This window comes from Pseudomonas sp. SAS7 (assembly GCF_052112345.1).
Taxonomy (GTDB): Bacteria; Pseudomonadota; Gammaproteobacteria; order Pseudomonadales; family Pseudomonadaceae; genus Aquipseudomonas; species Aquipseudomonas putida_Q.
The window spans coordinates 175748-200259 of record NZ_JBEGGO010000011.1; the positions used below are offsets into that span (position 1 = coordinate 175748).

Genomic DNA, 24512 nt, shown 5'->3' on the forward strand with positions numbered 1-24512 from the left:
ATGGCGCTGCCCGGACGCGCTGCGCGCCTGGCGCCGGTGGTGGACATGGCCGAGGAAGCCGAGCGCAAGGCCGCCCAGCGCCTTGGGCATTTCCAGCAGCAGGTGGCCACGTCCCAGGCCAAGCTGGCCGAACTCGAACGGTTTCGCGAGGATTACCAGCTGCAGTGGATCAACCGCGGCGGGCAGGGGGTCAATGGCAGCTGGCTGGTCAACTACCAGCGTTTTCTGGGGCAGCTGGAAACGGCCATGACCCAGCAGCGCCAGAGCCTGGTGTGGCACCAGAACAACCTCAACAACGCCCGTGGCACCTGGCAGCAGGCCTATGCCCGGGTAGAGGGTTTACGCAAGCTGGTGCAGCGCTACCTGGACGAAGCCCGGCGCGCCGAAGACAAGCGTGAGCAGCGGCTGCTGGATGAACTGTCGCAGCGCCTGCCCCGCCAAAACCACTTTTAATCCTGTCTTGCACCATCAATCAGGCAACCGCGCGCCCCTGTAGGAGCAGCCTTGCGCTGCGAAGAGGCCATTGCAGCCAAAGCTAATCTTTGGCGTTACCGGCCTCTTCGCAGCGCAAGGCTGCTCCTGCAGGGGCCACGTCGCCTGCTGGAGCCATATCCTTGCCACCCATGCCATCGCCTGCTAAACCTTAATGGAGTTGCATTCGCCATCATCGAAGGAATCGCTAGCATGGCAGTCGAGACTGATTTTTCGCAGGAAGGGAAAAAGCTGACGATCAAGATCAAAGGGCGCTTCGATTTCGGCAAACATCAGGAATTTCGTGACGCCTACGAACGCCAGCCCTATAGGCCTGATTCGGTAATCGTTGACCTGAAAGACACCACCTACCTCGACAGTTCTGCGCTCGGCATGCTGCTGTTGCTGAGGGACCATGCGGGCGGCGATGAGTCGGATGTGCGCGTGGTGCACGCCAGCTCCGATGTGCGCAAGATCCTCGCCATCTCCAATTTCGAAAAATTGTTCGACATCAGTTGAGCGCCGACATGCCGCCCCAACAGGCGTTGAGCGTGCTGGTCGCCGAAGACGGTGCCGCCGATAGAATGCTGTTGGCGCAGATCGTGCGCCGCCAGGGCCATCAGGTATTCACCGCAGAAAACGGCGAGCAGGCGGTGGCGCTGTTCGTCGAGCGGCGCCCGCAGCTGGTGCTGCTGGATGCGCTGATGCCGGTGATGGACGGCTTCGAGGCGGCGCGGCAGATCAAGGCCCTGGCCGGTGAGGCGCTGGTGCCGATCATTTTCCTGACGTCGCTGAATGAGGAAGAGGGCCTGGTGCGCTGCCTGGAGGCCGGGGGCGATGACTTCATGGCCAAGCCCTACAGTGCGGTGATCCTCGGCGCCAAGATCCGCGCCATGGACCGCCTGCGCCGGCTGCAGGCTACCGTGCTGGAGCAGCGTGACCAGATTACCCGGCATCACCACCACCTGCTCAACGAGCAGCGGGTGGCCAAGGCGGTGTTCGACAAGGTGGCCCACTCCGGCTGCCTTTCTGCCCCCAACATCCGCTACCTGCAATCGCCCTATGCGCTGTTCAACGGCGACCTGATGCTGGCCGCGTTCACGCCGGCCGGTGACATGCGTGTGCTGCTTGGCGATTTCACCGGCCATGGTCTGCCAGCGGCGGTAGGGGCGATGCCGCTGGCCGAAGTGTTCTACGGCATGACCGCCAAGGGCTACGGCATGGCGCAGATCCTGCGCGAGATGAACGCCAAGCTCAAACGCATCCTGCCGGTGGACATGTTCTGCTGTGCACTGCTGCTCGACCTCAGTTTGCAGCGCGGTTCGGTCGAGGTGTGGAACGGGGGCATGCCCGATGGCTATCGCCTGTCGGTAAATGGCCATATGCTATCATCACTGAGTTCTCGGCACCTGCCGCTGGGTATCCTGGCTGCAGAGCGTTTCGATGACAGCACTGAAGTGCTGCCGTTGGCGCCGGGCGAGCGCTTGTTGCTGTTGTCGGACGGCGTGCTGGACACCGCCGATGACCAGGAACGGTTATTCGGCGTGGAGCGTTTGCGTGCGGTGCTGGCCGACAACCGCGACCCTGCGCAGCTGTTCGATGAAGTGATGCAGGCGCTGGAGCAATTTGGCGGGCACCCGCGTGATGACATCAGCCTGTGCGACATCCGCATGTTCAGCGCTGAGGAGCGGGTGCCGGCGCCGATGATCTACTCTGATAGCGGCCGCTCCAGCCCCCTGGACTGGTCGCTGGGGTTCGAGGTGCGTGGCGAGAGCCTCAAGCGCTTCAATCCGGTGCCGTACCTGGTGCAGTTGCTACAGGAAATACACGGCCTGCGTGCGCGCACCGGCAGCCTGCACGCAGTGCTCAGCGAACTGTATTCCAACGCCCTGGAACATGGCGTGTTGGGCCTGGACTCGCGGCTCAAGCGCGATGTACAGGGGTTTGCCGATTATTATCAGGAGCGCGCCCGGCGTCTGAGTGCGTTGACCGACGGTTTCGTGCGTATCGACTTTACGGTTGAACCGCATGCCGATGGCGGGCGTCTGATGATTGAGGTCCTCGACAGCGGCGCCGGGTTCGATGTGCAGCGTGTGCTGTCGCGGCCCTCGCTGGCGAAGGGCCTGAGCGGGCGGGGCCTTAACCTGATTCAGCGGCTGGCCAGCAATGCCCGCTGGAGCGAAGGCGGGCGTTGCGCACATGTGGAGTTCGTATGGTGAGCCACAGGCTGGCTCGGGCATAATCTGGCTTGATCAAGGAGTGAACAAGTGACTGACATGCATATTGACCACAAGGTCCTCAGTGACCTGCGTGAAGTCATGGAGGATGGCTACCTGCAGTTGGTGCAAACCTTTCTCGACGACTCTGAACGGCGCCTGAGCCAGCTGCACGCGGCCAAAAGCGCCGAAGAGCTCGGTGCGGCCGCCCACAGCTTCAAGGGCAGCAGCAGCAACATGGGCGCCGTGGCCTTGGCTTGCCTGTGCCAGCAACTGGAAGACCGCGCGCGGCAGCGCCCGCTGTATGGGATCGAAGACCTGATCAACCGCATTGATCTGGAATATGTCGAGGTGCAGCACTTCTACCGCGATGAGCATCAGCGTATTTCTGCAGGCTGATGTGTAAGTTGGCGCGAGTCTTGCTTTTCTCCGGCTGGATGATCTTTCTGTTCCTGGCGCGGAGACCGCTCAATGCCTGTCGCACCCAACCCTTTGTTGCAAGCCAACGCCATTACCAGCACCTCGCGTTCGGCCACCGCGCAGGCGGATAAACCGCTGCAGGCGCTGGGTGACAAGGGCGACGGCTTTGGCCAGGTGATGGCCAGGCAGGGGCGTGACAAGGCCGTCGGGCAGGATGACAAGGCTGCCCCGGCCAAGCCCAAAGACAAACCTGAGGCGGCAGCGGGTGGCAAGAAAGACCCCACCGACAAAACTGCGGTTGCCGATGACGGCAACAAATTGCCAGCTGACGACGCGGCCCAGGCCGATATCGGGCTGCGTGATGCCAGCCTGGTGGCCGGCCAGGTCACCGACGCCCAGCCTGGTGCGCAACTGATCCAGGCCCAGGCCGAGGCCGTCGCGCCGGTACTGCAGGCTGCCACGGCGCAGGTTGCTGCGCTGCCCGAAGAACCCGCTGCCGAAGAAGCCTTCGACCCCGATGCCGACCCGTTGGCCAACCTGCCAACCTTGCGCCTGGCGTTGGAACATAGCGCCCAGGCCAAGGGGGGTACTTCGGCACATGCGCTGGATCCGTCCCGGGCCCAAGGCGAAGATGGTCAGGCAGCCGTCAATACCTTGGCGAATCTGGTGGACAACAGCGAGGGTGAAGCGGGTGAGGCGAGTGACAAGGCCTTTGGTGCCTTGCTTGAAGATGGCCTGAAAGACACCAAGAGCGCCAGCAGCGACACCCGCATCGATGATTTCGCCAATCGCCTGGCCAGCCTGACCCAGGCTGCCACGGCCAAGACCGCCAATGCCGTGCCGGCCAATGCCAGCCCGTTGCACCAGCCATTGCCGATGAACCAGGGTGCCTGGGCCGAGGGCCTGGTCAACCGGGTCATGTACCTGTCCAGCCAGAACCTCAAGTCGGCGGATATCCAGTTGGAGCCGGCGGAGCTGGGTCGCCTGGACATTCGCGTCAATGTTGCGACGGACCAGTCGACCCAGGTCACCTTCATCAGCGGCCACGCCGGTGTGCGTGATGCCCTCGACAGCCAGGTCCACCGCCTGCGCGAACTGTTCGCCCAGCAGGGGCTAGCCCAGCCGGATGTCAACGTGGCCGACCAGTCGCGCGGGCAGCAACAGCAGCAGGGGCAGGCGCAGGGCAGCAACCTGTCCGGGGTGGCGGCGCGGCAGGCGGAGCAAGGCGGGGGCGAACCCGTCGAAGGCACCCGGCCTGTGGAGCAGCAGGTGGTTATCGGCGACAGTGCGGTTGATTACTACGCCTGAAACTCATTCGCCTGCGCCGGCCTCTTCGCAGCACAAGGCTGCTCCTACAGGTATCGCATTCCCCTGTAGGAGCAGCCTTGTGCTGCGAAGAGGCCGGTACAGGCTGTCCAGGCCCATTCTGGCATAACACTTGCTCAAGCCAAGCCATCCACCTTTGAACCCCCGATGGACGACGGATTATTGGCATGGCGAAGAGCGAAGCAGTCAAAGACCCCGCCACTAAAGGCAAACTCAAACTGATCCTGCTGGCCGTTGTAGGCCTGTTGCTGGCGATCGGCCTTTCGGTGGGCGCTACCTGGTTCATCATGCACAAGAGCGATTCGGCCCCGGCTGCCGAGCCTGCGGCCGGCAACGTCAAGCCAGCGGCGATCTACGAGGCGCTGACCCCGGCATTTGTGGTGAATTTCAACCAGAACGGCCGCCAGCGCTACATGCAGTTGAGCATCACCATGCAGGCGCGCAACCAGGCGGACCTGGATGCCCTGAAGGTGCACATGCCGGTGATCCGCAACAACCTGGTGATGATGTTCTCCGGGCAGGGTTTCGACACCCTGGCCAGCAGCCCGGTCGGGCAGGAGATGTTGCGCCAGAAGGCTACCGCCGTGGTCCAGGAAGTGGCGCAGAAGGAAGTCGGCAAGCCGGTCATCGACCAGTTGCTGTTCACCAATTTCGTATTGCAGTAGGAGTCCGCAATGGCCGTACAGGACCTGCTGTCCCAGGATGAAATCGATGCCCTGTTGCACGGCGTCGACGACGGGCTGGTGCAGACCGAAAGTGCATCCGAGCCTGGCAGTATCAAAAGTTACGACCTGACCAGTCAGGACCGTATCGTACGGGGTCGCATGCCGACCCTGGAAATGATCAACGAGCGCTTCGCCCGTTACACCCGTATCAGCATGTTCAACCTGCTGCGCCGTTCCGCCGACGTGGCCGTGGGTGGCGTACAGGTGATGAAATTCGGCGAATACGTGCACTCGCTGTACGTGCCGACCAGCCTCAACCTGGTCAAGATCAAGCCGCTGCGCGGCACATCGCTGTTCATCCTCGATGCCAAGCTGGTGTTCAAGCTGGTGGACAACTTCTTCGGTGGCGATGGCCGCCACGCCAAGATCGAAGGCCGCGAATTCACCCCTACCGAGTTGCGCGTGGTGCGCATGGTCCTGGACCAGTGTTTCGTCGACCTCAAGGAAGCCTGGCAGGCAATCATGCCGGTCACCTTCGAGTACATGAACTCCGAGGTCAACCCGGCCATGGCCAACATCGTCGGCCCCAGCGAGGCGGTGGTGGTGTCCACCTTCCACATCGAGCTGGACGGTGGTGGCGGCGACCTGCACGTGACCATGCCGTACTCGATGATCGAGCCGGTGCGGGAAATGCTCGATGCCGGGTTCCAGTCCGACCTGGACGACCAGGATGAGCGCTGGGTCAAGGCCCTGCGCGAGGACGTGCTGGATGTGGCCGTGCCGCTGACCGCCACGGTCGCCCGGCGCCAGCTGAAGCTGCGCGACATCCTGCACATGCAGCCTGGCGACGTGATCCCAGTGGAGCTGCCCGAGCACCTTGTGCTGCGCGCCAACGGTGTGCCGTCGTTCAAGGCGCGGCTGGGCTCGCACAAGGGCAACCTGGCCCTGCAGATCATCGACCCGATCGAACGCCGCTGACGGCGTGCCGGTCGCTCATAACGAATTGAATGCCTGTCGAGGAAACCATGGCTAACGAAAACGAGATCACCTCCGCAGAGGACCAGGCGCTGGCCGATGAGTGGGCTGCGGCCCTTGAGGAAACCGGCTCGGCCGGGCAGGCCGACATCGATGCGCTGCTGGGCGGTGACACCGGCAGCAGCGGCGGCGCTGGCCGCATGCCGATGGAAGAGTTCGCCAGCTCGCCGAAGCCGAACGAAAACGTCAGCCTCGAAGGCCCGAACCTGGATGTGATCCTGGACATTCCGGTGAACATTTCCATGGAAGTGGGCAGCACCGAAATCAATATCCGCAACCTGCTGCAGCTCAACCAGGGCTCGGTGATCGAGCTTGACCGCCTGGCCGGCGAGCCGCTCGACGTGCTGGTCAACGGCACGCTGATCGCCCATGGCGAAGTGGTGGTGGTCAACGAGAAGTTCGGCATTCGCCTGACCGACGTGATCAGCCCCAGCGAACGTATCAAGAAGCTGCGCTGAGTGAAGGGCACGATGCGCGCCATCGCGGCGTTCGCTGCACTGCTGGCCAGCCAGGCGTGCCTGGCTGCGGCCACGCCCGCGGCGACCCCGGTGACGGCGCCTGGCAGCCTTGGCGGGCAGTTGGCGCAGATGGTCTTCGGCCTGCTGCTGGTGGTGGGCCTGATTTTCTTCCTGGCCTGGGTGCTGCGGCGCATGCAGAGCACGGCGGTGAAGGGCGGGCAGGTGATCGAGATCGTCGGCAGTCGGGCCATCGGCCCGCGTGACCGCCTGCTGCTGGTGCAGGTGGGCAAGGAGCAGATCCTGATTGGCCACACCCCCGGTAGCATCGAGGCCCTGCATGTGCTGGCCGAACCCGTGGAAGTGCCGGCTGGCGCACGTCAGGCAACGCCGGAATTTGCCCAGCGGCTGATGGAGCTGATGGGCAAGGACCCTAAGGACAAGAAGTGATGAGCGGCCCGCTGCGTTTGTTGTTGACTTTGGCGCTGCTGCTGGCTGCGCCGCTGGCCCTGGCCGCCGACCCGTTGTCGATCCCGGCCATTACCCTGTCCAACGGGGCGGACGGGCAGCAGGAGTATTCGGTCAGCCTGCAAATTTTGCTGATCATGACGGCGCTCAGCTTCATCCCGGCGTTCGTCATCCTGATGACCAGCTTTACCCGCATCATCATCGTGTTCTCGATCCTGCGCCAGGCCCTGGGCCTGCAGCAGACGCCGTCGAACCAGATCCTGACCGGCATGGCGCTGTTCCTGACCATGTTCATCATGGCACCGGTGTTCGACCGGGTGAACACGGACGCCCTGCAGCCGTACCTCAAGGAGCAGATGACCGCCCAGCAGGCCATCGACAAGGCCCAGGTGCCGCTAAAGGACTTCATGCTGGCGCAAACCCGGCAAAGCGACCTCGACCTGTTCATGCGCCTGTCCAAGCGCACCGACATCGCCGGCCCCGACCAGGTGCCGCTGACGATCCTGGTGCCGGCATTCGTCACCTCCGAGCTGAAAACCGCGTTCCAGATCGGTTTCATGATCTTCATCCCGTTCCTGATCATCGACATGGTGGTGGCGAGTGTGCTGATGGCCATGGGTATGATGATGCTGTCGCCGCTGATCATCTCGCTGCCGTTCAAGATCATGCTGTTTGTGCTGGTGGATGGCTGGGCGCTGATCATGGGTACCTTGGCCAGCAGTTTCGGCGGCGTCTGACGCCGTCAAGGAGAGCCGCCGATGACACCTGAAGTAGCTGTCGACCTGTTCCGTGATGCCCTGTGGCTGACCACCCTGATGGTCGCCGTGCTGGTGGTGCCGAGCCTGTTGGTGGGCCTGGTGGTTGCGATGTTCCAGGCCGCCACCCAGATCAACGAACAGACCCTGAGCTTTCTGCCGCGTCTGCTGGTGATGCTGATCACGCTGATCGTCGCCGGGCCATGGCTGGTGCAGAAGTTCATGGAGTACATCACCACCCTCTACACCAACATCCCGCAGCTGATCGGTTGACGCGGATATGCTGGAGCTGACCGACGCGCAGATCGGCACCTGGGTTGCCACCTTCATCCTGCCGTTGTTCAGGGTGACTGCGGTGCTGATGACCATGCCGATCCTTGGCACGCGCATGCTGCCGGCGCGGGTGCGCCTGTACGTGGCGGTGGCCATTACCGTGGTGATCGTGCCGGCGCTGCCGCCGTTGCCCGAATTCGACCCGCTGAGCCTGCGTGGCCTGCTGCTGTGTGGCGAACAGATCATTGTCGGCGCGCTGTTCGGCCTGGCCTTGCAGTTGCTGTTCCAGGCTTTCGTTATCGCCGGGCAGGTCGTCGCGGTGCAGATGGGCATGGCCTTCGCCTCGATGGTCGACCCCGCCAACGGCGTTAACGTCACGGTCATCAGCCAGTTCATGACCATGCTGGTGAGCGTGCTGTTCCTGTTGATGAACGGCCACCTGGTGGTGTTCGAGGTACTCACCGAAAGCTTTACCACCTTGCCGGTGGGCAATGCGCTGGTGGTCAACCAGTTCTGGGAGCTGGCCGGGCGGCTGGGCTGGGTATTTTCTGCCGGCCTGTTGCTGATCCTGCCGGTGATCGCTGCGTTGCTGGTGGTGAACATTGCCTTCGGCGTGATGACCCGCGCCGCGCCGCAGTTGAACATCTTCTCCATTGGCTTTCCGCTGACCCTGGTCATGGGTATGTTCATTTTCTGGGTCGGCCTGGCCGATGTGCTGTCCCACTACCAGGCATTGGCCAGCGAAGCGCTGCAATGGCTGCGTGAACTGGCGAGGGCGCGCTGAGCATGGCAGAAAGCGAGAGCGGTCAGGACAAGACAGAAGACCCCACCGACAAGCGTAAGCGCGATGCCCGCGAGAAAGGCGAGATCGCCCGCTCCAAGGAGCTGAATACGGTGGCGGTGACCCTGGCTGGCGCGGGTGGCCTGCTGGCATTCGGCGGTCATATGGCGGAGACGTTGCTGAGCATCATGCGCATCAACTTCAGCCTGACCCGCGACATCATTGTCGACGAGCGGGCCATGGGCGCCTTCCTGCTGGCCTCGGGCAAGATGGCGATATGGGCGGTGCAGCCGGTGCTGATCCTGCTGTTCGTGATTTCCTTCGTGGCACCTATTGCCCTCAGTGGTTTCCTGTTCTCTGGCAGCCTGCTGCAGCCAAAATTCAGCCGCATGAACCCACTGGCCGGGCTCAAACGCATGTTCTCCATGCATGGCTTGACCGAGCTGCTCAAGGCGCTGGCCAAGTTTTTCGTGATCCTGGCGGTGGCGGTGGTGGTGCTGATCAACGACCGCCAGGCATTGCTGTCGATTGCCAACGAACCGCTGGAGCAGGCGATCATTCACAGCCTGCAGGTGGTGGGCTGGAGTGCGCTGTGGATGTCGGCCGGGCTGCTGCTGATCGCAGCGGCGGACGTGCCCATCCAGCTGTACCAGACGCACAAGAAAATGAAGATGACCAAGCAGGAAGTGCGCGACGAGTACAAGGACAGCGAGGGCAAGCCCGAGGTCAAGCAACGCATTCGCCAGCTGCAGCGCGAGATGTCGCAGCGGCGCATGATGGCGGCGGTGCCGCAGGCCGATGTGATCATCACCAACCCGACGCACTATGCGGTGGCCCTGCAGTACGACCCGGAGAAGGGCGGGGCGGCGCCGTTGCTGCTGGCCAAGGGCACCGACTTCATGGCCTTGAAGATTCGGGAGATTGGCGTGGAGCACAAGATCCAGATCCTCGAATCGCCGGCGCTGGCGCGGGCGATCTACTACTCCACCGAGCCTGAGCAGGAAATTCCCGCCGGCTTGTACCTGGCTGTGGCGCAGGTGCTGGCCTATGTGTTCCAGATCCGCCAGTACCGCGCTGGCAGGGGCAAGCGGCCAGAGCCGTTGAAAGAAGATTTGCCGATCCCGCCGGACCTGCGCCGCGACAGCTGACCTCTTGTTATCCGGAGGGGCGGCGCGGTGCCTGTAGGAGCAGCCTTGTGCTGCGAAGAGGCCGGTAAGGCTGAAGTTGATCTTCGCTTGCAATGGCCTCTTCGCAGCACAAGGCTGCTCCTACAAAAACAGCATCCTCTCCAGTGCAAAGTTGGAAGGCTTCTTGCAAAGCCACGCCCAGGCGCCCCTTGGGCGTCAAAGTTTTGCATCAAGAGGACTCGCGGTGGATCGCACTCAGTTAATCAGCAACGCCCGCAATAACCTGGCCGGTCTCGGCCGGGGCAACCTGGGCGTGCCGCTGCTGCTGCTGGTGATGTTGGCAATGATGATGTTGCCGATACCGCCGTTCCTGCTCGACGTGTTCTTCACCTTCAACATCGCCCTGTCGATCGTGGTGCTGCTGGTGTGTGTATACGCGCTGCGCCCGCTGGACTTCGCCGCCTTCCCCACCATCCTGCTGGTGGCCACGCTGCTGCGCCTGGCGCTGAACGTGGCGTCCACCCGCGTGGTCATGCTGCATGGCCAGGAGGGCCACGGCGCTGCCGGTAAGGTGATCCAGGCCTTCGGTGAGGTGGTGATCGGCGGCAACTACGTGGTCGGTGGCGTGGTGTTTGCCATCCTCATGATCATCAACTTCGTGGTGGTGACCAAGGGTGCCGGGCGTATTTCCGAGGTGAGCGCGCGTTTCACCCTCGACGCCATGCCCGGCAAGCAGATGGCCATCGACGCCGACCTCAACGCCGGCCTGATCGACCAGGCCCAGGCCAAGCACCGCCGTGCCGAAGTGGCGCAAGAGGCGGAGTTCTACGGCTCGATGGACGGTGCCAGCAAGTTCGTCCGCGGTGACGCCATCGCCGGCCTGCTGATCCTGTTCATCAACCTGATCGGCGGCATGCTGATCGGCATGTTGCAACACGGCATGAGCTTCGGCGATGCCGGCAAGGTGTATGCCCTGCTGACCATTGGTGACGGTTTGGTGGCGCAATTGCCATCACTGCTGCTGTCCACCGCCGCCGCGATCATGGTCACCCGCGCCTCGGGCTCCGAGGACATGGGCAAGCTGATCAACCGGCAGATGTTCGATTCGCCCAAGGCCCTGGCGGTGTCCGGCGGGCTGATGATCGTCATGGGGCTGGTGCCGGGCATGCCGCACGTGGCCTTCCTCAGCCTTGGCGTGCTGGCCTGTGGCGGCGCCTACCTGGTGTGGAAGAAGCAGCACAAGGTCAAGCTTGAGGCGCAACAAGAGGCGCAGCGCCAGCAAGACCTGCTGCCCTCGCCGCAGCGCGCGCTCGATACCAAGGAGCTGGGCTGGGACGACGTGACGCCCATCGACATGATCGGCCTGGAAGTTGGCTACCGGCTGATCCCGCTGGTCGACCGCAACCAGGGCGGCCAGTTGCTGGCGCGGATCAAGGGTGTGCGCAAGAAGCTGTCCCAGGACCTGGGTTTCCTCATGCCCACCGTGCACATTCGTGACAACCTCGACTTGCAGCCCAGCGCCTATCGCCTGACCCTGATGGGGGTGATCCTGGCCGAAGCGGAGATCTACCCGGACCGGGAGCTGGCGATCAACCCCGGGCAAGTGTTCGGCACCCTGAACGGCATTGCCGCGCGCGACCCGGCGTTTGGCCTGGAGGCGGTGTGGATCGACGTCGGCCAGCGTTCCCAGGCGCAGTCGCTGGGTTACACCGTGGTCGACGCAAGCACCGTGGTGGCCACTCACCTCAACCAGATCTTGCAGAAGCACTGCCATGAGCTGATCGGCCACGAAGAGGTGCAGCAACTGCTGCAGGTACTGTCCAAGGCATCGCCTAAACTGGCAGAAGAGCTGGTGCCGGGTGTCATTTCGTTGTCGGGCCTGCTCAAGGTGCTGCAAGCGCTGTTGTCGGAACAGGTGCCGGTGCGCGATATTCGCAGTATTGCCGAAGCCATCGCCAACAACGCTGGCAAGAGTCAAGATACCGCCGCGCTGGTGGCGGTAGTGCGCGTCGGATTGTGTCGCGCCATCGTGCAAAGCATTGTCGGCGTTGAGTCGGAGCTGCCAGTGATTACCCTGGAGCCAAGGTTGGAACAGATTTTGCTCAATAGTCTGCAAAGGGCCGGGCAAGGTCAGGAAGATGGTGTTCTTCTGGAGCCGAGCATGGCCGAGAAGCTGCAACGTTCGCTGATCGAAGCGGCCCAGCGCCAAGAAATGCAGGGCCAGCCGGCCATCCTGCTGGTCGCCGGCCCGATCCGCGCCATGCTGTCGCGTTTCGGTCGCCTGGCTGTACCGAATTTGCATGTTCTGGCGTATCAGGAAATACCGGACAACAAGCAAGTCACCATCGTTGCCACCGTGGGCCCTAACGGCTGAGGTAGTGGATAATGCAAGTTAAGCGATTTTTCGCCGCCGATATGCGTCAGGCCATGAAGCTGGTCCGTGACGAGCTGGGCGCCGATGCCGCGATCATTGGCAACCGCCGCATTGCCGGCGGTGTCGAACTGACGGCCGCGCTGGACTACAAGCTGTCCGCCCTGGCCCCGCGCGTGCCCAACGCCGAGCTGGAACAAGAGCTGCGCAAGACCCATACGCGCATCGCTACTGCCCAGGCCGAGCTGGACCACCGCCAGGACAGCAGCGACAACAACCGCCAATTGTTTGCCGGGCAGTCGCTGACGGCCGCCGAGCCGTTGATCGAGCCGCACGTCGATGCCCCTGAGGCTGTTGCTGCACCTGCTGCGGCGCCGGTTGATCCGCGCCTGTTCGATGCCATGCGCTCCGAGCTGTCGGGCCTGCGCGAGCTGCTGGAAGTGCAGCTCGGTTCGCTGGCCTGGACCCAGCTGCAGGGCAGCAAGCCACAGCAGGCCAACCTCTGGCGCCGCCTGCAGCGCATCGGCCTGTCCGGGCCGATCGCCCGTGAGTTGCTGGACCTCACTGCCGAGATCGAAGAGCCTCGCCAAGCCTGGCGCATGCTGCTGGCGCACTTGGCGCGGATGATCGACATTCCTGAAGTCGAGCCGATCGAAGAGGGTGGGGTTATTGCCATGGTCGGCCCGGCCGGCATGGGCAAGACCACCACCCTGGCCAAGCTGGCCGCACGCTACGTGCTCAAGTACGGCGCGCACAACCTGGCGCTGGTGAGCATGGACAGTTTCCGTATCGGCGCCCAGGAGCAGCTCAAGACCCTGGGCCGCATCCTCAACGTGCCAGTGACCTACGTCGACCCTGGCCAGTCGCTGGCTGCGGCGCTGGAACCGCTGTTGCGCAAGCGCGTCGTGCTGATTGATACCGCCGGCCTGCAGGCCAGCGACCCGGCACTGCGCATGCAACTGGAAACCCTGGCCGGGCGTGGCATTGCCGCGAAGAATTACCTGGTGCTGGCCACCACCAGTCAGAAACAGGTGCTGACCGCTGCCTACCACAGCTACAAGCGCTGTGGCCTGGCCGGTTGCATCCTGACCAAGCTGGATGAAACGGCAAGCCTTGGCGATGTGCTGAGCCTTGCCATCAATCATGAACTGCCCGTGGCCTACCTGACTGATGGCCCGCGCATTCCGGACGACCTGCACCTGCCGCGCGGCCACCAGCTGGTGTCCCGTGCGGTCAATGTGCAGCAGCAGGACGAGCCCAGCGAAGAGGCCATGGCCGACATGTTCGCTGATCTCTATCACAACCCCCGGCGGGCGGGTTGAGCATGAAGCGTGTGCAAAGTAGCTATGCCAAGGGGTACGCAGAATTGCCCCACGTGTGGCCTGAGTCCCAGCGAGACAAGGTAAAGAACAGACATGGGTAGCATGCATCCCGTACAGGTGATCGCCGTGACCGGTGGCAAAGGTGGCGTCGGCAAGACTAACGTTTCAGTGAACTTGTCCCTGGCGCTGGCCGAGCTTGGCCGCAGGGTCATGCTGCTGGACGCCGACCTGGGCCTGGCCAACGTCGACGTGTTGCTGGGCCTTACCCCCAAGCGTACCCTGGCCGATGTCATCGAAGGGCGCTGCGAGCTGCGCGACGTGATGTTGCAAGGCCCTGGCGGGGTGCGCATTGTCCCCGCGGCCTCGGGCACCCAGAGTATGGTGCACCTGGCCCCGGCCCAGCATGCCGGGCTTATCCAGGCGTTCAGCGAAGTGGGCGACAACCTCGACGTACTGGTGATTGACACTGCGGCGGGGATTGGTGAGTCGGTGGTCAGCTTCGTTCGCGCCGCCCAGGAAGTCCTGCTGGTGGTCTGCGACGAGCCCACCTCGATCACCGATGCCTACGCCCTGATCAAACTGCTCAACCGCGACTACGGGATGAATCGTTTCCGCGTGCTGGCCAACATGGCGCAGAGCCCGCAGGAAGGGCGCAACCTGTTCGCCAAGCTGACCAAGGTCACCGACCGCTTCCTCGACGTGGCCCTGCAGTACGTAGGTGCAGTACCGTACGACGAGTGTGTGCGCAAGGCAGTGCAGAAGCAGCGCGCCGTCTACGAAGCCTTCCCACGCTCCAAGTGCGCGCTGGCCTTCAAGGCGATTGCCCAGAAGGTTGACAGCTGGCCGCTGCCGGCCAATCCACGCGGCCACCTGGAGTTCTTTGTCGAGCGCCTGGTGCAGCCCACCAGCGCGGGCCCCGTGCTATGAACGCCAGTGGCTTCAAGATGTACAGCCGGGCCGCGAAAGACGCCCAGTACGAGCTGATCGAACGCTACGCCCCGTTGGTGAAGCGCATTGCCTACCACCTGTTGGCGCGGTTGCCGGCCAACGTGCAGGTCGAGGACTTGATCCAGGCCGGCATGATCGGCCTGCTTGAAGTGGCCAACAAATATGACGCCAGCAAAGGCGCCAGCTTTGAAACCTACGCCGGCATCCGCATCCGCGGGGCCATGCTGGACGAGGTGCGCAAGGGCGATTGGGCCCCGCGTTCGGTGCACCGCAACACCCGCATGGTCAGTGACGCGATGCGTGCCGTTGAAGCCAGAACAGGGCGAGACGCTAAAGATCATGAAGTTGCTGCCGAACTCCAATTGAGTCTCGATGATTACTACGGGATCTTGAACGATACCTTGGGTAGCCGCCTGTTCAGCTTTGACGACCTGTTGCAGGACGGCGAGCACGAAGGGCTGCATGAGGATGGCGCCAGTGGCCATGTCGAACCCGCGCGTGGCCTGGAGGACGAACGCTTCCAGGCTGCCCTGACCGAGGCCATTGCCAACCTGCCGGAGCGTGAGCGCCTGGTACTGGCGCTGTACTACGACGAAGAGCTGAACCTCAAGGAAATCGGCGAGGTGCTTGGGGTCAGCGAGTCGCGGGTCAGCCAGTTGCACAGCCAGTGTGCCGCGCGCCTGCGTAGCCGCCTGGGGGAATGGCGGGCACGTTGAGCCCGGTGTCGTTGCAGTCGTTTTCCACGCGCGTTATCCACGTTGTACCGAATTGAATGAGTGCGTGCCCGGTAGACCGGGCGCGTTTGAGACTGCTTGGAGGTCTAATTGGACAAGAACATGAAAATCCTCATCGTTGACGACTTTTCGACGATGCGGCGGATCATCAAGAACCTGTTGCGTGACCTGGGCTTCACCAACACCGAAGAAGCCGACGATGGCACCACGGCGCTGCCGATGCTGGAAAACGGCCACTACGACTTCCTGGTGACCGACTGGAACATGCCCGGCATGTCCGGCATCGACCTGCTGCGTAAAGTGCGTGCCAGTGAAAAGCTGAAAAGCATGCCGGTACTGATGGTGACTGCCGAGGCCAAGCGCGACCAGATCATCGAAGCGGCCCAGGCCGGCGTAAATGGCTATGTGGTCAAGCCGTTCACCGCCCAGGTGCTCAAAGAAAAGATCGAGAAGATCTTCGAACGCGTCAACGGCTGAGTCACGTCAGGGGGCGCGCCATGGATTCATCACAAACGTCTTTGGGGGAGTTCGAATCGACCCTGAAGAAACATGCCCAGGAGTTGGTCGAAAGCCTGGAACGGGGCCGTTTTGGCGAGGCGGTACAGCTGATTCACGAGCTGAACCAGACCCGCGACCGTGGCTTGTATCAGGAAGTCGGCAAGCTGACCCGAGAATTGCACAGCGCTATCGTCAGCTTCCAGATCGACCCGACCATCCCGCAGGCCGAGGAGGTGTCGCAGATTACTGACGCTACCGAGCGCCTGTCGTACGTGGTCAAGCTGACCGAGGGGGCGGCCAATCGCACCATGGACCTGGTCGAGGAAAGCACCCCGGTGCTCAACGACCTGGCCAGCGAAGCCAAGGCCCTGAGCACCGACTGGCAGCGCTTCATGCGCCGCGAAGTGGCTGCGCCTGAGTTCCGTAACCTGGTCAAACGCGTCGACAGTTTCCTGACGCACAGCGCTGAAGGTAACCGCAAGGTTGCCGGGCATCTCAACGACATTCTGCTGGCTCAGGACTATCAGGACCTGACCGGCCAGGTGATCAAGCGCGTCACCACTTTGGTGACCGAGGTGGAAAGCAACCTGCTCAAACTGGTGCTGATGGCCAGCCAGGTCGACCGCTTTGCGGGTATCCAGCATGACCACGATCAATTGCGCGCAGAAAAAGATCTAGAAAAACATCCGACTCGGGGTGAAGGTCCGCAGATTCATGCCGATAAGCGTGAAGACGTTGTGTCCGGTCAGGACGATGTCGATGATTTGCTGTCCAGCCTGGGTTTTTAAGGAGCACGTTTGATGAGCTTCGGCGCCGATGAAGAAATCCTCCAGGATTTCCTGGTAGAAGCCGGCGAAATTCTTGAGCAACTGTCCGAGCAACTGGTCGAGCTGGAAAGCCGACCCGACGATGCCGACCTGCTCAATGCGATCTTTCGCGGTTTCCACACTGTAAAAGGGGGCGCCGGCTTCCTTCAGCTGAACGAGCTGGTGGAGTGCTGCCATATCGCCGAGAACGTGTTCGATATCCTGCGCAAAGGTGAGCGCCGGGTCGATGCGGAACTGATGGACGTGGTGCTTGAGGCACTGGATACGGTCAACAGCATGTTTGGCCAGGTGCGTGAGCGTGCCGAAGTGACCCCGGCCACTCCAGAGCTGCTGGCGGCCCTGGCGCGGCTGGCCGAACCCGGTGGCGCCGAGGTTGCCCAGGCGCCTGCCACAGCGGCAGCCGTCGCCGAGGTGCCTGTCGCGGTATCGGCCCCTGCCGATGAGCAGGACATCACCGACAGCGAGTTTGAGCAGCTGCTCGATTCGCTCGATGCGGTCAAGGCGCAAGCCGCGGTCGACGAGCAGATGCAGGGCGAGGCTGCCAGTGGCGACGGAGACGAAATCACGGACGCCGAGTTCGAGTCGCTGCTCGACCAGTTGCACGGTAAAGGCCAGTTCAGTGTCGAGGTCGCGGCACAGCCGGTCGTGCCTGTAGACGCGACTAGCGACGAAATTACCGACGAAGAATTTGAATCGTTGCTCGACCAGTTGCATGGCAAGGGCACTTTCCAGGCCGACGTCTTGCCTGCCGCCAAAGCGCCGGCGCCGGTCACGGTTGACAACAGCGCCGCCAGCGACGAAATCAGCGAGCACGAGTTCGAGGCGCTGCTGGACCAGTTGCACGGCAAGGGCAAGTTTGGTGGTGACGTTGCTGCGGTCGAGGCCCCGGCTGCCGCCAAGGTGCAAGCGCCTGCCCAGGCCAAGGCCGACAGCCAGCCGGTGGCCAAGCCAGCCGCTGCTGCGCCTGCACCTGCGGCCGCCAGCAAGCCTGCCCCAGCCCCCCGTGCGCCGGCGCCGGCTGCCGAGAAGCATGCCGTCAGCGAAGCGGAAACCACCGTTCGCGTCGACACCGCGCGGCTGGACGAGATCATGAACATGGTCGGCGAACTGGTACTGGTGCGTAACCGCCTGGTGCGCCTGGGCCTGAATAGCGGCGACGAGGCCATGTCCAAGGCCGTGTCCAATCTCGACGTGGTCACTGCCGACCTGCAGACGGCGGTGATGAAAACCCGCATGCAGCCGATCAAGAAAGTGTTCGGCCGCTTCCCGCGGCTGGTACGCGACCTTGCCCGCCAGCTGAAAAAAGAGATCAACCTGGAGCTGGTCGGCGAAGAAACCGACCTGGACAAGAACCTGGTCGAGGCCCTGGCCGACCCGTTGGTGCACCTGGTGCGCAACGCCGTCGACCATGGTGTCGAGATGCCCGACGAGCGTGAAGCTTCTGGCAAGGCTCGCACGGGCCGTGTGGTGCTGTCGGCCGAACAGGAAGGTGACCACATCCTGCTGTCGATCTCTGACGACGGCAAGGGCATGGACCCGAACATCCTGCGCGCCAAGGCCGTGGAAAAAGGCCTGATGGACAAGGATGCCGCTGAGCGCCTGAGCGAATCGGACTGCTACAACCTGATCTTCGCCCCGGGCTTCTCGACCAAGACCGAAATTTCCGATGTGTCTGGCCGTGGCGTGGGGATGGACGTGGTGAAAACCAAGATTTCCCAGCTCAACGGTTCGATCAACATCTACTCGGCCAAGGGCCAGGGCTCGAAGATCGTCATCAAGGTACCGCTGACCCTGGCGATCATGCCCACCCTGATGGTGATGCTGGGCAACCAGGCGTTCGCCTTCCCGCTGGTCAACGTCAACGAGATCTTCCACCTCGACCTGTCGCGCACCAACGTGGTCGACGGCCAGGAAGTGGTGATCGTGCGCGACAAGGCGCTGCCGCTGTTCTACCTCAAGCGCTGGCTGGTACAGGGCCAGGTGCACGAAGAGCAGCACGAGGGTCATGTAGTGATCCTGTCGGTCGGCACGCAACGCATCGGCTTTGTCGTCGATCAACTGGTTGGCCAGGAAGAAGTGGTAATCAAGCCGCTGGGCAAGATGCTGCAGGGCACCCCGGGCATGTCCGGGGCCACCATCACCGGTGACGGTCGCATTGCGTTGATTCTCGACGTCCCGAGCATGCTCAAGCGTTACGCCGCGCGGCGTATTTGATTTCGGTGGCGCACCCTGGCGGGTGGCGCCGCCTAATGGAGTGTTTATGGCAGTCAAGGTCCTGGTGGTGGATGATTCCGGTTTCTTCCGCCGCCGCGTCTCGGAAATCCTCTCGGCGGATCCGACGATCCAGGTAGTGGGTACCGCGACCAATGGCAAGGAAGCAATCGACCAGGCGCTGGCGCTCAAGCCCGATGTCATCACCATGGACTACGAAATGCCCATGATGGACGGCATCACCGCGGTGCGGCACATCATGCAGCGCTGCCCGACGCCGGTGTTGATGTTCTCCTCGCTGACCCACGAAGGCGCTCGCGTCACCCTCGACGCGCTGGATGCTGGCGCGGTGGATTACCTGCCGAAAAACTTCGAGGACATTTCGCGCAACCCCGACAAGGTCAAGCAGATGCTGTGCGAGAAGGTGCATACCATTTCGCGCAGCAACCGTCGCCTTGGCAGCTATGCCAGGACGGCACCGGCCGCCGCGCCTGCGCCGGCCAGCAGCCCTGCGCCCGCCAGCAGCTTCACCAACCCGGCGCCGGCCCGCCCTGCGGCGCCTGCCCGTGCAGCGGCCCCGGCGGCGCACGCGCCAGCCCCCAAGCGCAAACCCTACAAGCTGGTGGCCATCGGCACCTCGACAGGCGGCCCGGTGGCCCTGCAACGGGTATTGACCCAGCTGCCGGCCAACTTCCCGGCGCCGATCGTGTTGATCCAGCACATGCCGGCGGCGTTTACCAAGGCCTTTGCCGAGCGCCTGGACAAGTTGTGCCGCATCAATGTGAAGGAAGCCGAGGACGGCGACGTGCTGCGCCCAGGCCTGGCCCTGCTGGCCCCCGGTGGTAAGCAGATGATGATCGACGGCCGAGGCACCGTGAAGATCCTGCCCGGTGACGAGCGCCTGAACTACAAGCCATGCGTGGACATCACCTTCGGGTCGGCCGCGAAGTCGTACGGCGACAAGGTGCTGTCGGTAGTGCTCACCGGCATGGGCGCCGATGGCCGCGAAGGTGCGCGCCTGCTCAAGCAGGGCGGCAGCACCGTGTGGGCCCAGGATGAAGCCAGCTGCGTGATCTATGGCATGCCCATGGCCATCGTCAAGGCCAACCTGGCGGATGCGGTGTACAGCCTGGACGAAATCGGCAAGCACCTGGTGGAGGCCTGCGTCTGATGGACGTGCTCAGCCTGATCGGCCTGATTCTCGCCTTTGTCGCCATCGTCGGTGGCAACTTCCTTGAGGGGGGGCATGCCGGTGCCCTGGTCAACGGCCCGGCAGCGCTGATCGTGTTGGGCGGCACCCTGGCGGCAGCCTTGTTGCAGTCGCCGCTGTCCTCCTTCAAGCGCGCCTTGCAGATTTTGCGCTGGATCCTGTTTCCGCCGCGGGTCGACCTGGCGGGTGGCATCGACCGCGTGGTGAACTGGAGCCTGACCGCGCGCAAGGAAGGCCTGCTGGGCCTGGAAGGTGTGGCCGATGCCGAGCCCGACCCGTATGCGCGCAAGGGCCTGCAGCTGCTGGTGGACGGCGCCGAGCCAGAAGCCATCCGCAGTATCCTTGAAGTCGATTTTCTGACCCAGGAAAGCCGTGACATCCAGGCTGCCAAGGTGTTCGAGAGCATGGGCGGCTACGCCCCGACCATCGGCATCATCGGTGCGGTGATGGGCCTGATCCACGTGATGGGCAACCTGGCCGACCCGTCGCAGTTGGGCAATGGCATTGCCGTGGCCTTTGTCGCCACCATTTACGGCGTTGCCAGCGCCAACCTGATCCTGCTGCCGATCGCCAACAAGCTCAAGGCCAACGTCATGCGCCAGTCGCGCTACCGCGAGATGCTGCTCGAAGGCCTGTTGTCGATTGCCGAGGGTGAAAACCCGCGCTCCATCGAGTTGAAGCTGCAAGGCTTCATGGAGTAACCCATGCGTCGCCGTCGTCATACCGAGGAACACGAAAACCACGAACGCTGGCTGGTGTCGTACGCCGACTTCATCACCTTGCTGTTCGCCTTTTTCGTGGTGATGTACTCGATTTCCTCGATCAACGAGGGCAAGTACAAGGTTATTTCCCAGGCCTTGCTCGGGGTGTTCAACGACCCTGAGCGCAGCATGAAACCGATCCCCATCGGCGATGAGCAGCCGTTGAGCGTGCGCCCGGCAGAGCCGCTGGTAAAAGACAGCGAGCAGACCGAAGCGGGCCTGGCGGCGACCAATGTGGACCCGTTGAAAACCATCAGCGATGACGTGCGCGATGCCTTTGGCGACCTGATCAACAGCAACCAGATGACTGTGCGCGGCAACGAGTTGTGGATCGAGATCGAGCTGAATTCGTCGCTGTTGTTCGGGAGTGGCGATGCCATGCCCAGCGACAAGGCATTTGCCATCATCGAAAAGGTGGCCAACATCCTCAAGCCGTTCGCCAACCCGGTGCATGTCGAAGGTTTCACCGACAACCTGCCAATCCGCACGGCGCAGTACCCGACCAACTGGGAGCTGTCGTCGGCACGGGCGGCGAGCATCGTACGCCTGCTGGCCATGGAAGGGGTCAACCCGGCGCGCATGGCCTCGGTGGGTTACGGCGAGTACCAGCCGGTGGCCGGCAATGACACCGCCGACGGTCGCGCGCGTAATCGCCGGGTGGTACTGGTGATTTCCCGTAACCTCGAAGTGCGCCGCAGCCTGACAGGCTCGGGCAGTGCCCATGCAACGCCAGATGCCGCATTGCGCCGGGCTGGCACACAAAGTGCACCTGCAACGCCAGCAACGGTGGCGGGGCAGTAACTCGTCAATTCTCTGTCACTGTTACCCAGTTGATGAGATTGCCAAAGATCCCTGTGGGAGCGGGTTAATCGAGGCGTCGAACCGCCGCGAACAACGCGACACGGTGTATGGCACCGGCTACGCCGGTGTTCGCGGGTAAACCCGCTCCCACACTGATTGCACACGCTTCCAAGTGTTGAGCAAGGCAGTTTTTTCTACAGTGTCCCTGCCAAATCAATAGATAGAGTTTGCTTGATGAGAGTCTGGGCAGTAGCCAATCAAAAAGGTGGCGTCGGCAAGACCACCACAACCATCGCCCTGGCTGGCCTGCTGGCTGAGGCAGGCAAGCGCGTGGTCGTTGTCGACCTCGATCCGCACGGTTCGATGACCAGCTATTTCGGGCACAACCCCGATGCGCTGGAGCACAGCTGCTATGACCTGTTCCTGCACAAGGGCGCAGTGCCAGACGGCCTGCCCGGGCAGTTGCTGCTGCCCACCAGCGACCAGCGCATTTCGCTGTTGCCGTCGAGCACCGCACTGGCCGTGCTGGAGCGCCAGTCACCGGGGCAGAATGGCCTGGGCCTGGTGATCGCCAAGAGTCTGGCGCAGCTGTGGCAGGATTTCGACTATGCCGTGATCGACAGCCCACCCTTGCTGGGCGTGCTGATGGTCAATGCCCTGGCCGCCAGCCAGCAGTTGGTGATACCGGTGCAGACTGAATTTTTGGCGGTGAAGGGCCTGGAGCGTATGGTCGGCACCCTTGCCATGATCAACCGCTCGCGCAAGCAGGCGCTGCCGTACCAGATCGTGCCAACGCTGTTCGACCGCCGTACCCAGGCCTCCCTGGGCACACTCAAGCTGCTGCGTGATACCTATGGGCAACAGGTGTGGCAGGGCTATATTCCGGTGGATACGCGCCTGCGCGATGCCAGCCGCAAGGGCGTCACGCCCTCGCAGTTCGACAGCAAAAGCCGCGGCCTGATTGCCTATCGGGCGCTGCTCAAGCACCTGCTGACCTACAAGACTGCGGGGCAGGTGGCCTGATGACCCAGACCCGACATACCACCCGGCCGCAGATGGCCCTGCAGTCGTACCTCGATGGCCTGCTGCAGGAGGCCACCGAAGCCGAAGACCTGTTGGAACCGCCAGCCGCGCCGGACGCGTTCGCCGAGGCGGTGCGCGAGGAACAGGCACGCGATGCCCGTCAGCCGGCAACACCGGTGCCAGCCGAAGCCCCTGGAAACCTTGCCCAACGGCCGTTTGCCGAACCCAGGCTGGCGGTGTTGCCCAGCGTCGTGCCAGTAGAGGCGCCGGTGGTGACGGTGGTCGAGCAGGAGGTGCTCGCCGAGGCCGCCATTCCGGTGCTGGTCGAAGAACAAACCGTGCAACCCGCAGTGCCGCTGGTCGATGTGCACCTGCCGGCGCCCAATCTGCCGGTGCCCCCGGCGACCGTCGACGGCCGCCCGGTGTGGGCGGCGGAGCCGTTCGAGTGCCTGCTGTTCGACGTCGCCGGCCTGACCCTGGCGGTGCCGTTGGTGTGCCTGGGCTCGATCTACAACCTGGCCGGCCAGGAGCTGACGCCGCTGTTCGGCCAGCCTGACTGGTTCCTGGGTATTTTGACCTGCCAGGCCGGCAACCTGAAGGTGCTGGACACTGCGCGTTGGGTAATGCCTGACCGCTACCGCGACGATTTTCGTCAAGGCCTGAATTACGTGATTTCCGTGCAGGGCTACGAATGGGGACTGGCCGTGCACCAGGTCAGCCGCTCGCTGCGCCTGGACCCGTCCGAGATCAAGTGGCGTAGCCAGCGCGGCCAGCGGCCGTGGCTGGCCGGCACGGTGATTGAACACATGTGTGCACTGCTCGACGTCGCCGCACTGGCCGAGCTGATCGCCAGCGGCGCGGTCAAGCAGCTGCACGCCAAACAGAAATGACACAGAACACAACCGCGAAACAGCGGATTTTGAGGGTAGGGGAATGAAAAAGTCGTCTGCACAAGGTTCCGAAGATCCGATCCTGCAGTGGGTTACCTTCCGTCTGGACAACGAGTCCTACGGCATCAACGTGATGCAGGTACAGGAAGTGCTGCGCTACACCGAGATCGCCCCGGTGCCGGGGGCGCCAAGCTACGTGCTGGGCATCATCAACCTGCGCGGCAATGTGGTGACCGTGATCGACACCCGCCAGCGTTTTGGCCTGATGCCGACCGAGGTCACCGACAACACCCGTATCGTCATCATCGAAGCCGACAAGCAAGTGGTCGGCATCCTGGTCGACAGCGTGGCCGAAGTGGTTTACCTGCGCCAGTCCGAAATCGAAACCGCACCGAACGTGGGTAACGAAGAGTCGGCCAAGTTCATCCAGGGCGTGTGCAACAAGAATGGCGAACTGCTGATCCTGGTCGAGCTGGACAAGATGATGACCGAGGAAGAGTGGTCCGAGCTGGAGAATATCTGAGTTGATCCTACAGGTTGCTGTCATCTTCCTGGCGTTGGTCTGGGCGCTGAGCCTGTGGTTTTTCCTCAACTACAGCAAGCGCCAGCGCGAGCTGGCTGCGCAGCAAGCCGAGGGCGATGCGCTGCGTGACCAGCGCATCAAGGACCTGGCCAAGCGCCTGGACGACTACCAGAACGGTACCGTGCGCATGGGCGAGGCGCTGCACGAACTGAGCGTGACGATGGCCCCGCTGCCTGACAGGCTCCAGCAGCTGGAGCAGCGCGACCCCAGCAACGTCACCTTCTCCCAGGCGGCCAAGCTGGTCGGCATGGGCGCCAGCGTGGCCGAGCTGACCGAAAGCTGTGGCCTGACCCAGGCCGAGGCGGAGCTGATGAGCAAGCTGCACCGCAGCGGGTAACCTG

General features: G+C 63.0%; 27 protein-coding genes. All 27 read left to right on the forward strand.

From position 1 onward, the window contains the following. The 27 genes from fliJ (at position 1) to ABI582_RS19075 (ending at position 24508) form a co-directional block, all read left to right on the forward strand. Positions 1 to 453, forward strand: coding sequence for a flagellar export protein FliJ (gene fliJ, locus ABI582_RS18945; RefSeq protein WP_063423077.1), 453 nt, complete (start codon positions 1 to 3; stop codon positions 451 to 453). Between the two features lie 231 nt (positions 454 to 684). Further along, positions 685 to 990, forward strand: coding sequence for an STAS domain-containing protein (locus ABI582_RS18950; RefSeq protein ID WP_016488428.1), 306 nt, complete (start codon positions 685 to 687; stop codon positions 988 to 990). Positions 991 to 998: 8 nt separating this feature from the next. After that, complete coding sequence (locus ABI582_RS18955) at positions 999 to 2690, forward strand: fused response regulator/phosphatase (RefSeq protein WP_442119927.1); 1692 nt, start codon at positions 999 to 1001, stop codon at positions 2688 to 2690. A 48-nt stretch (positions 2691 to 2738) separates the two neighbouring features. Beyond that, complete coding sequence (locus tag ABI582_RS18960) at positions 2739 to 3086, forward strand: Hpt domain-containing protein (RefSeq protein ID WP_442119928.1); 348 nt, start codon at positions 2739 to 2741, stop codon at positions 3084 to 3086. 72 nt (positions 3087 to 3158) lie between these two features. After that, positions 3159 to 4415 carry a flagellar hook-length control protein FliK gene (locus ABI582_RS18965; protein WP_442119929.1) on the forward strand — a complete coding sequence of 419 codons (1257 nt, stop codon included), beginning with the start codon at positions 3159 to 3161 and terminating at the stop codon, positions 4413 to 4415. Positions 4416 to 4600: 185 nt separating this feature from the next. Beyond that, the gene (fliL, locus tag ABI582_RS18970) at positions 4601 to 5098 is read left to right on the forward strand and encodes a flagellar basal body-associated protein FliL (protein ID WP_338744774.1); all 498 of its coding nucleotides are present in this window, start codon (positions 4601 to 4603) and stop codon (positions 5096 to 5098) included. Between the two features lie 9 nt (positions 5099 to 5107). After that, positions 5108 to 6076 (forward strand): flagellar motor switch protein FliM, encoded by a 969-nt coding sequence (fliM, locus tag ABI582_RS18975; protein WP_013973595.1) that lies wholly within the window; start codon positions 5108 to 5110, stop codon positions 6074 to 6076. Positions 6077 to 6123: 47 nt separating this feature from the next. Continuing rightward, on the forward strand, positions 6124 to 6591 hold the full coding sequence (gene fliN / locus ABI582_RS18980) for a flagellar motor switch protein FliN (RefSeq protein ID WP_049274740.1): 468 nt from the start codon (positions 6124 to 6126) through the stop codon (positions 6589 to 6591). 12 nt (positions 6592 to 6603) lie between these two features. Beyond that, positions 6604 to 7038 carry a flagellar biosynthetic protein FliO gene (fliO, locus tag ABI582_RS18985; RefSeq protein ID WP_258657738.1) on the forward strand — a complete coding sequence of 145 codons (435 nt, stop codon included), beginning with the start codon at positions 6604 to 6606 and terminating at the stop codon, positions 7036 to 7038. Further along, the gene (gene fliP, locus ABI582_RS18990) at positions 7038 to 7793 is read left to right on the forward strand and encodes a flagellar type III secretion system pore protein FliP (protein WP_063423080.1); all 756 of its coding nucleotides are present in this window, start codon (positions 7038 to 7040) and stop codon (positions 7791 to 7793) included. Before fliO ends, fliP begins: the two co-directional genes overlap by 1 nt. A gap of 21 nt (positions 7794 to 7814) precedes the next feature. Continuing rightward, the gene (gene fliQ, locus ABI582_RS18995; protein ID WP_012273497.1) at positions 7815 to 8084 is read left to right on the forward strand and encodes a flagellar biosynthesis protein FliQ; all 270 of its coding nucleotides are present in this window, start codon (positions 7815 to 7817) and stop codon (positions 8082 to 8084) included. A 7-nt stretch (positions 8085 to 8091) separates the two neighbouring features. Further along, complete coding sequence (gene fliR, locus ABI582_RS19000; protein ID WP_338744773.1) at positions 8092 to 8868, forward strand: flagellar biosynthetic protein FliR; 777 nt, start codon at positions 8092 to 8094, stop codon at positions 8866 to 8868. 2 nt (positions 8869 to 8870) lie between these two features. Beyond that, positions 8871 to 10013: a flagellar biosynthesis protein FlhB gene (flhB, locus tag ABI582_RS19005; protein WP_016498562.1), complete on the forward strand. Its 1143-nt coding sequence runs from the start codon at positions 8871 to 8873 to the stop codon at positions 10011 to 10013. 223 nt (positions 10014 to 10236) lie between these two features. Beyond that, positions 10237 to 12366, forward strand: a complete 2130-nt coding sequence (gene flhA / locus ABI582_RS19010) for a flagellar biosynthesis protein FlhA (protein WP_442119930.1) — start codon at positions 10237 to 10239, stop codon at positions 12364 to 12366. 11 nt (positions 12367 to 12377) lie between these two features. Further along, positions 12378 to 13685, forward strand: coding sequence for a flagellar biosynthesis protein FlhF (gene flhF / locus ABI582_RS19015; RefSeq protein WP_338744771.1), 1308 nt, complete (start codon positions 12378 to 12380; stop codon positions 13683 to 13685). A gap of 93 nt (positions 13686 to 13778) precedes the next feature. Beyond that, positions 13779 to 14612: a flagellar synthesis regulator FleN gene (fleN, locus tag ABI582_RS19020; protein ID WP_016488415.1), complete on the forward strand. Its 834-nt coding sequence runs from the start codon at positions 13779 to 13781 to the stop codon at positions 14610 to 14612. After that, positions 14609 to 15349, forward strand: a complete 741-nt coding sequence (gene fliA / locus ABI582_RS19025; protein WP_019472908.1) for an RNA polymerase sigma factor FliA — start codon at positions 14609 to 14611, stop codon at positions 15347 to 15349. The genes fleN and fliA overlap by 4 nt, the downstream gene beginning before the upstream one ends. A 120-nt stretch (positions 15350 to 15469) precedes the next feature. Further along, positions 15470 to 15844: a chemotaxis response regulator CheY gene (locus ABI582_RS19030; RefSeq protein ID WP_171577279.1), complete on the forward strand. Its 375-nt coding sequence runs from the start codon at positions 15470 to 15472 to the stop codon at positions 15842 to 15844. Between the two features lie 20 nt (positions 15845 to 15864). Then, positions 15865 to 16653 (forward strand): protein phosphatase CheZ, encoded by a 789-nt coding sequence (locus tag ABI582_RS19035; RefSeq protein WP_442119931.1) that lies wholly within the window; start codon positions 15865 to 15867, stop codon positions 16651 to 16653. 12 nt (positions 16654 to 16665) lie between these two features. Next, positions 16666 to 18906 (forward strand): chemotaxis protein CheA, encoded by a 2241-nt coding sequence (locus tag ABI582_RS19040; RefSeq protein ID WP_442119932.1) that lies wholly within the window; start codon positions 16666 to 16668, stop codon positions 18904 to 18906. Between the two features lie 46 nt (positions 18907 to 18952). Further along, complete coding sequence (locus ABI582_RS19045) at positions 18953 to 20074, forward strand: protein-glutamate methylesterase/protein-glutamine glutaminase (protein ID WP_442119933.1); 1122 nt, start codon at positions 18953 to 18955, stop codon at positions 20072 to 20074. Further along, complete coding sequence (locus ABI582_RS19050; protein ID WP_016488409.1) at positions 20074 to 20814, forward strand: flagellar motor protein; 741 nt, start codon at positions 20074 to 20076, stop codon at positions 20812 to 20814. Before ABI582_RS19045 ends, ABI582_RS19050 begins: the two co-directional genes overlap by 1 nt. Before the next feature lie 3 nt (positions 20815 to 20817). After that, a complete protein-coding gene (gene motD / locus ABI582_RS19055) occupies positions 20818 to 21675 on the forward strand; it encodes a flagellar motor protein MotD (RefSeq protein ID WP_338744768.1) in 858 nt (285 codons plus the stop codon). Positions 21676 to 21909: 234 nt separating this feature from the next. Beyond that, the gene (locus tag ABI582_RS19060; RefSeq protein WP_338744767.1) at positions 21910 to 22698 is read left to right on the forward strand and encodes a ParA family protein; all 789 of its coding nucleotides are present in this window, start codon (positions 21910 to 21912) and stop codon (positions 22696 to 22698) included. Beyond that, on the forward strand, positions 22698 to 23588 hold the full coding sequence (locus ABI582_RS19065) for a chemotaxis protein CheW (RefSeq protein WP_442119934.1): 891 nt from the start codon (positions 22698 to 22700) through the stop codon (positions 23586 to 23588). Before ABI582_RS19060 ends, ABI582_RS19065 begins: the two co-directional genes overlap by 1 nt. Positions 23589 to 23631: 43 nt before the next feature. Next, the gene (locus ABI582_RS19070) at positions 23632 to 24111 is read left to right on the forward strand and encodes a chemotaxis protein CheW (protein WP_003254393.1); all 480 of its coding nucleotides are present in this window, start codon (positions 23632 to 23634) and stop codon (positions 24109 to 24111) included. Position 24112: 1 nt separating this feature from the next. Then, positions 24113 to 24508: a DUF2802 domain-containing protein gene (locus ABI582_RS19075; RefSeq protein WP_338744765.1), complete on the forward strand. Its 396-nt coding sequence runs from the start codon at positions 24113 to 24115 to the stop codon at positions 24506 to 24508. The last annotated feature ends 4 nt before the right edge of the window (positions 24509 to 24512 follow it).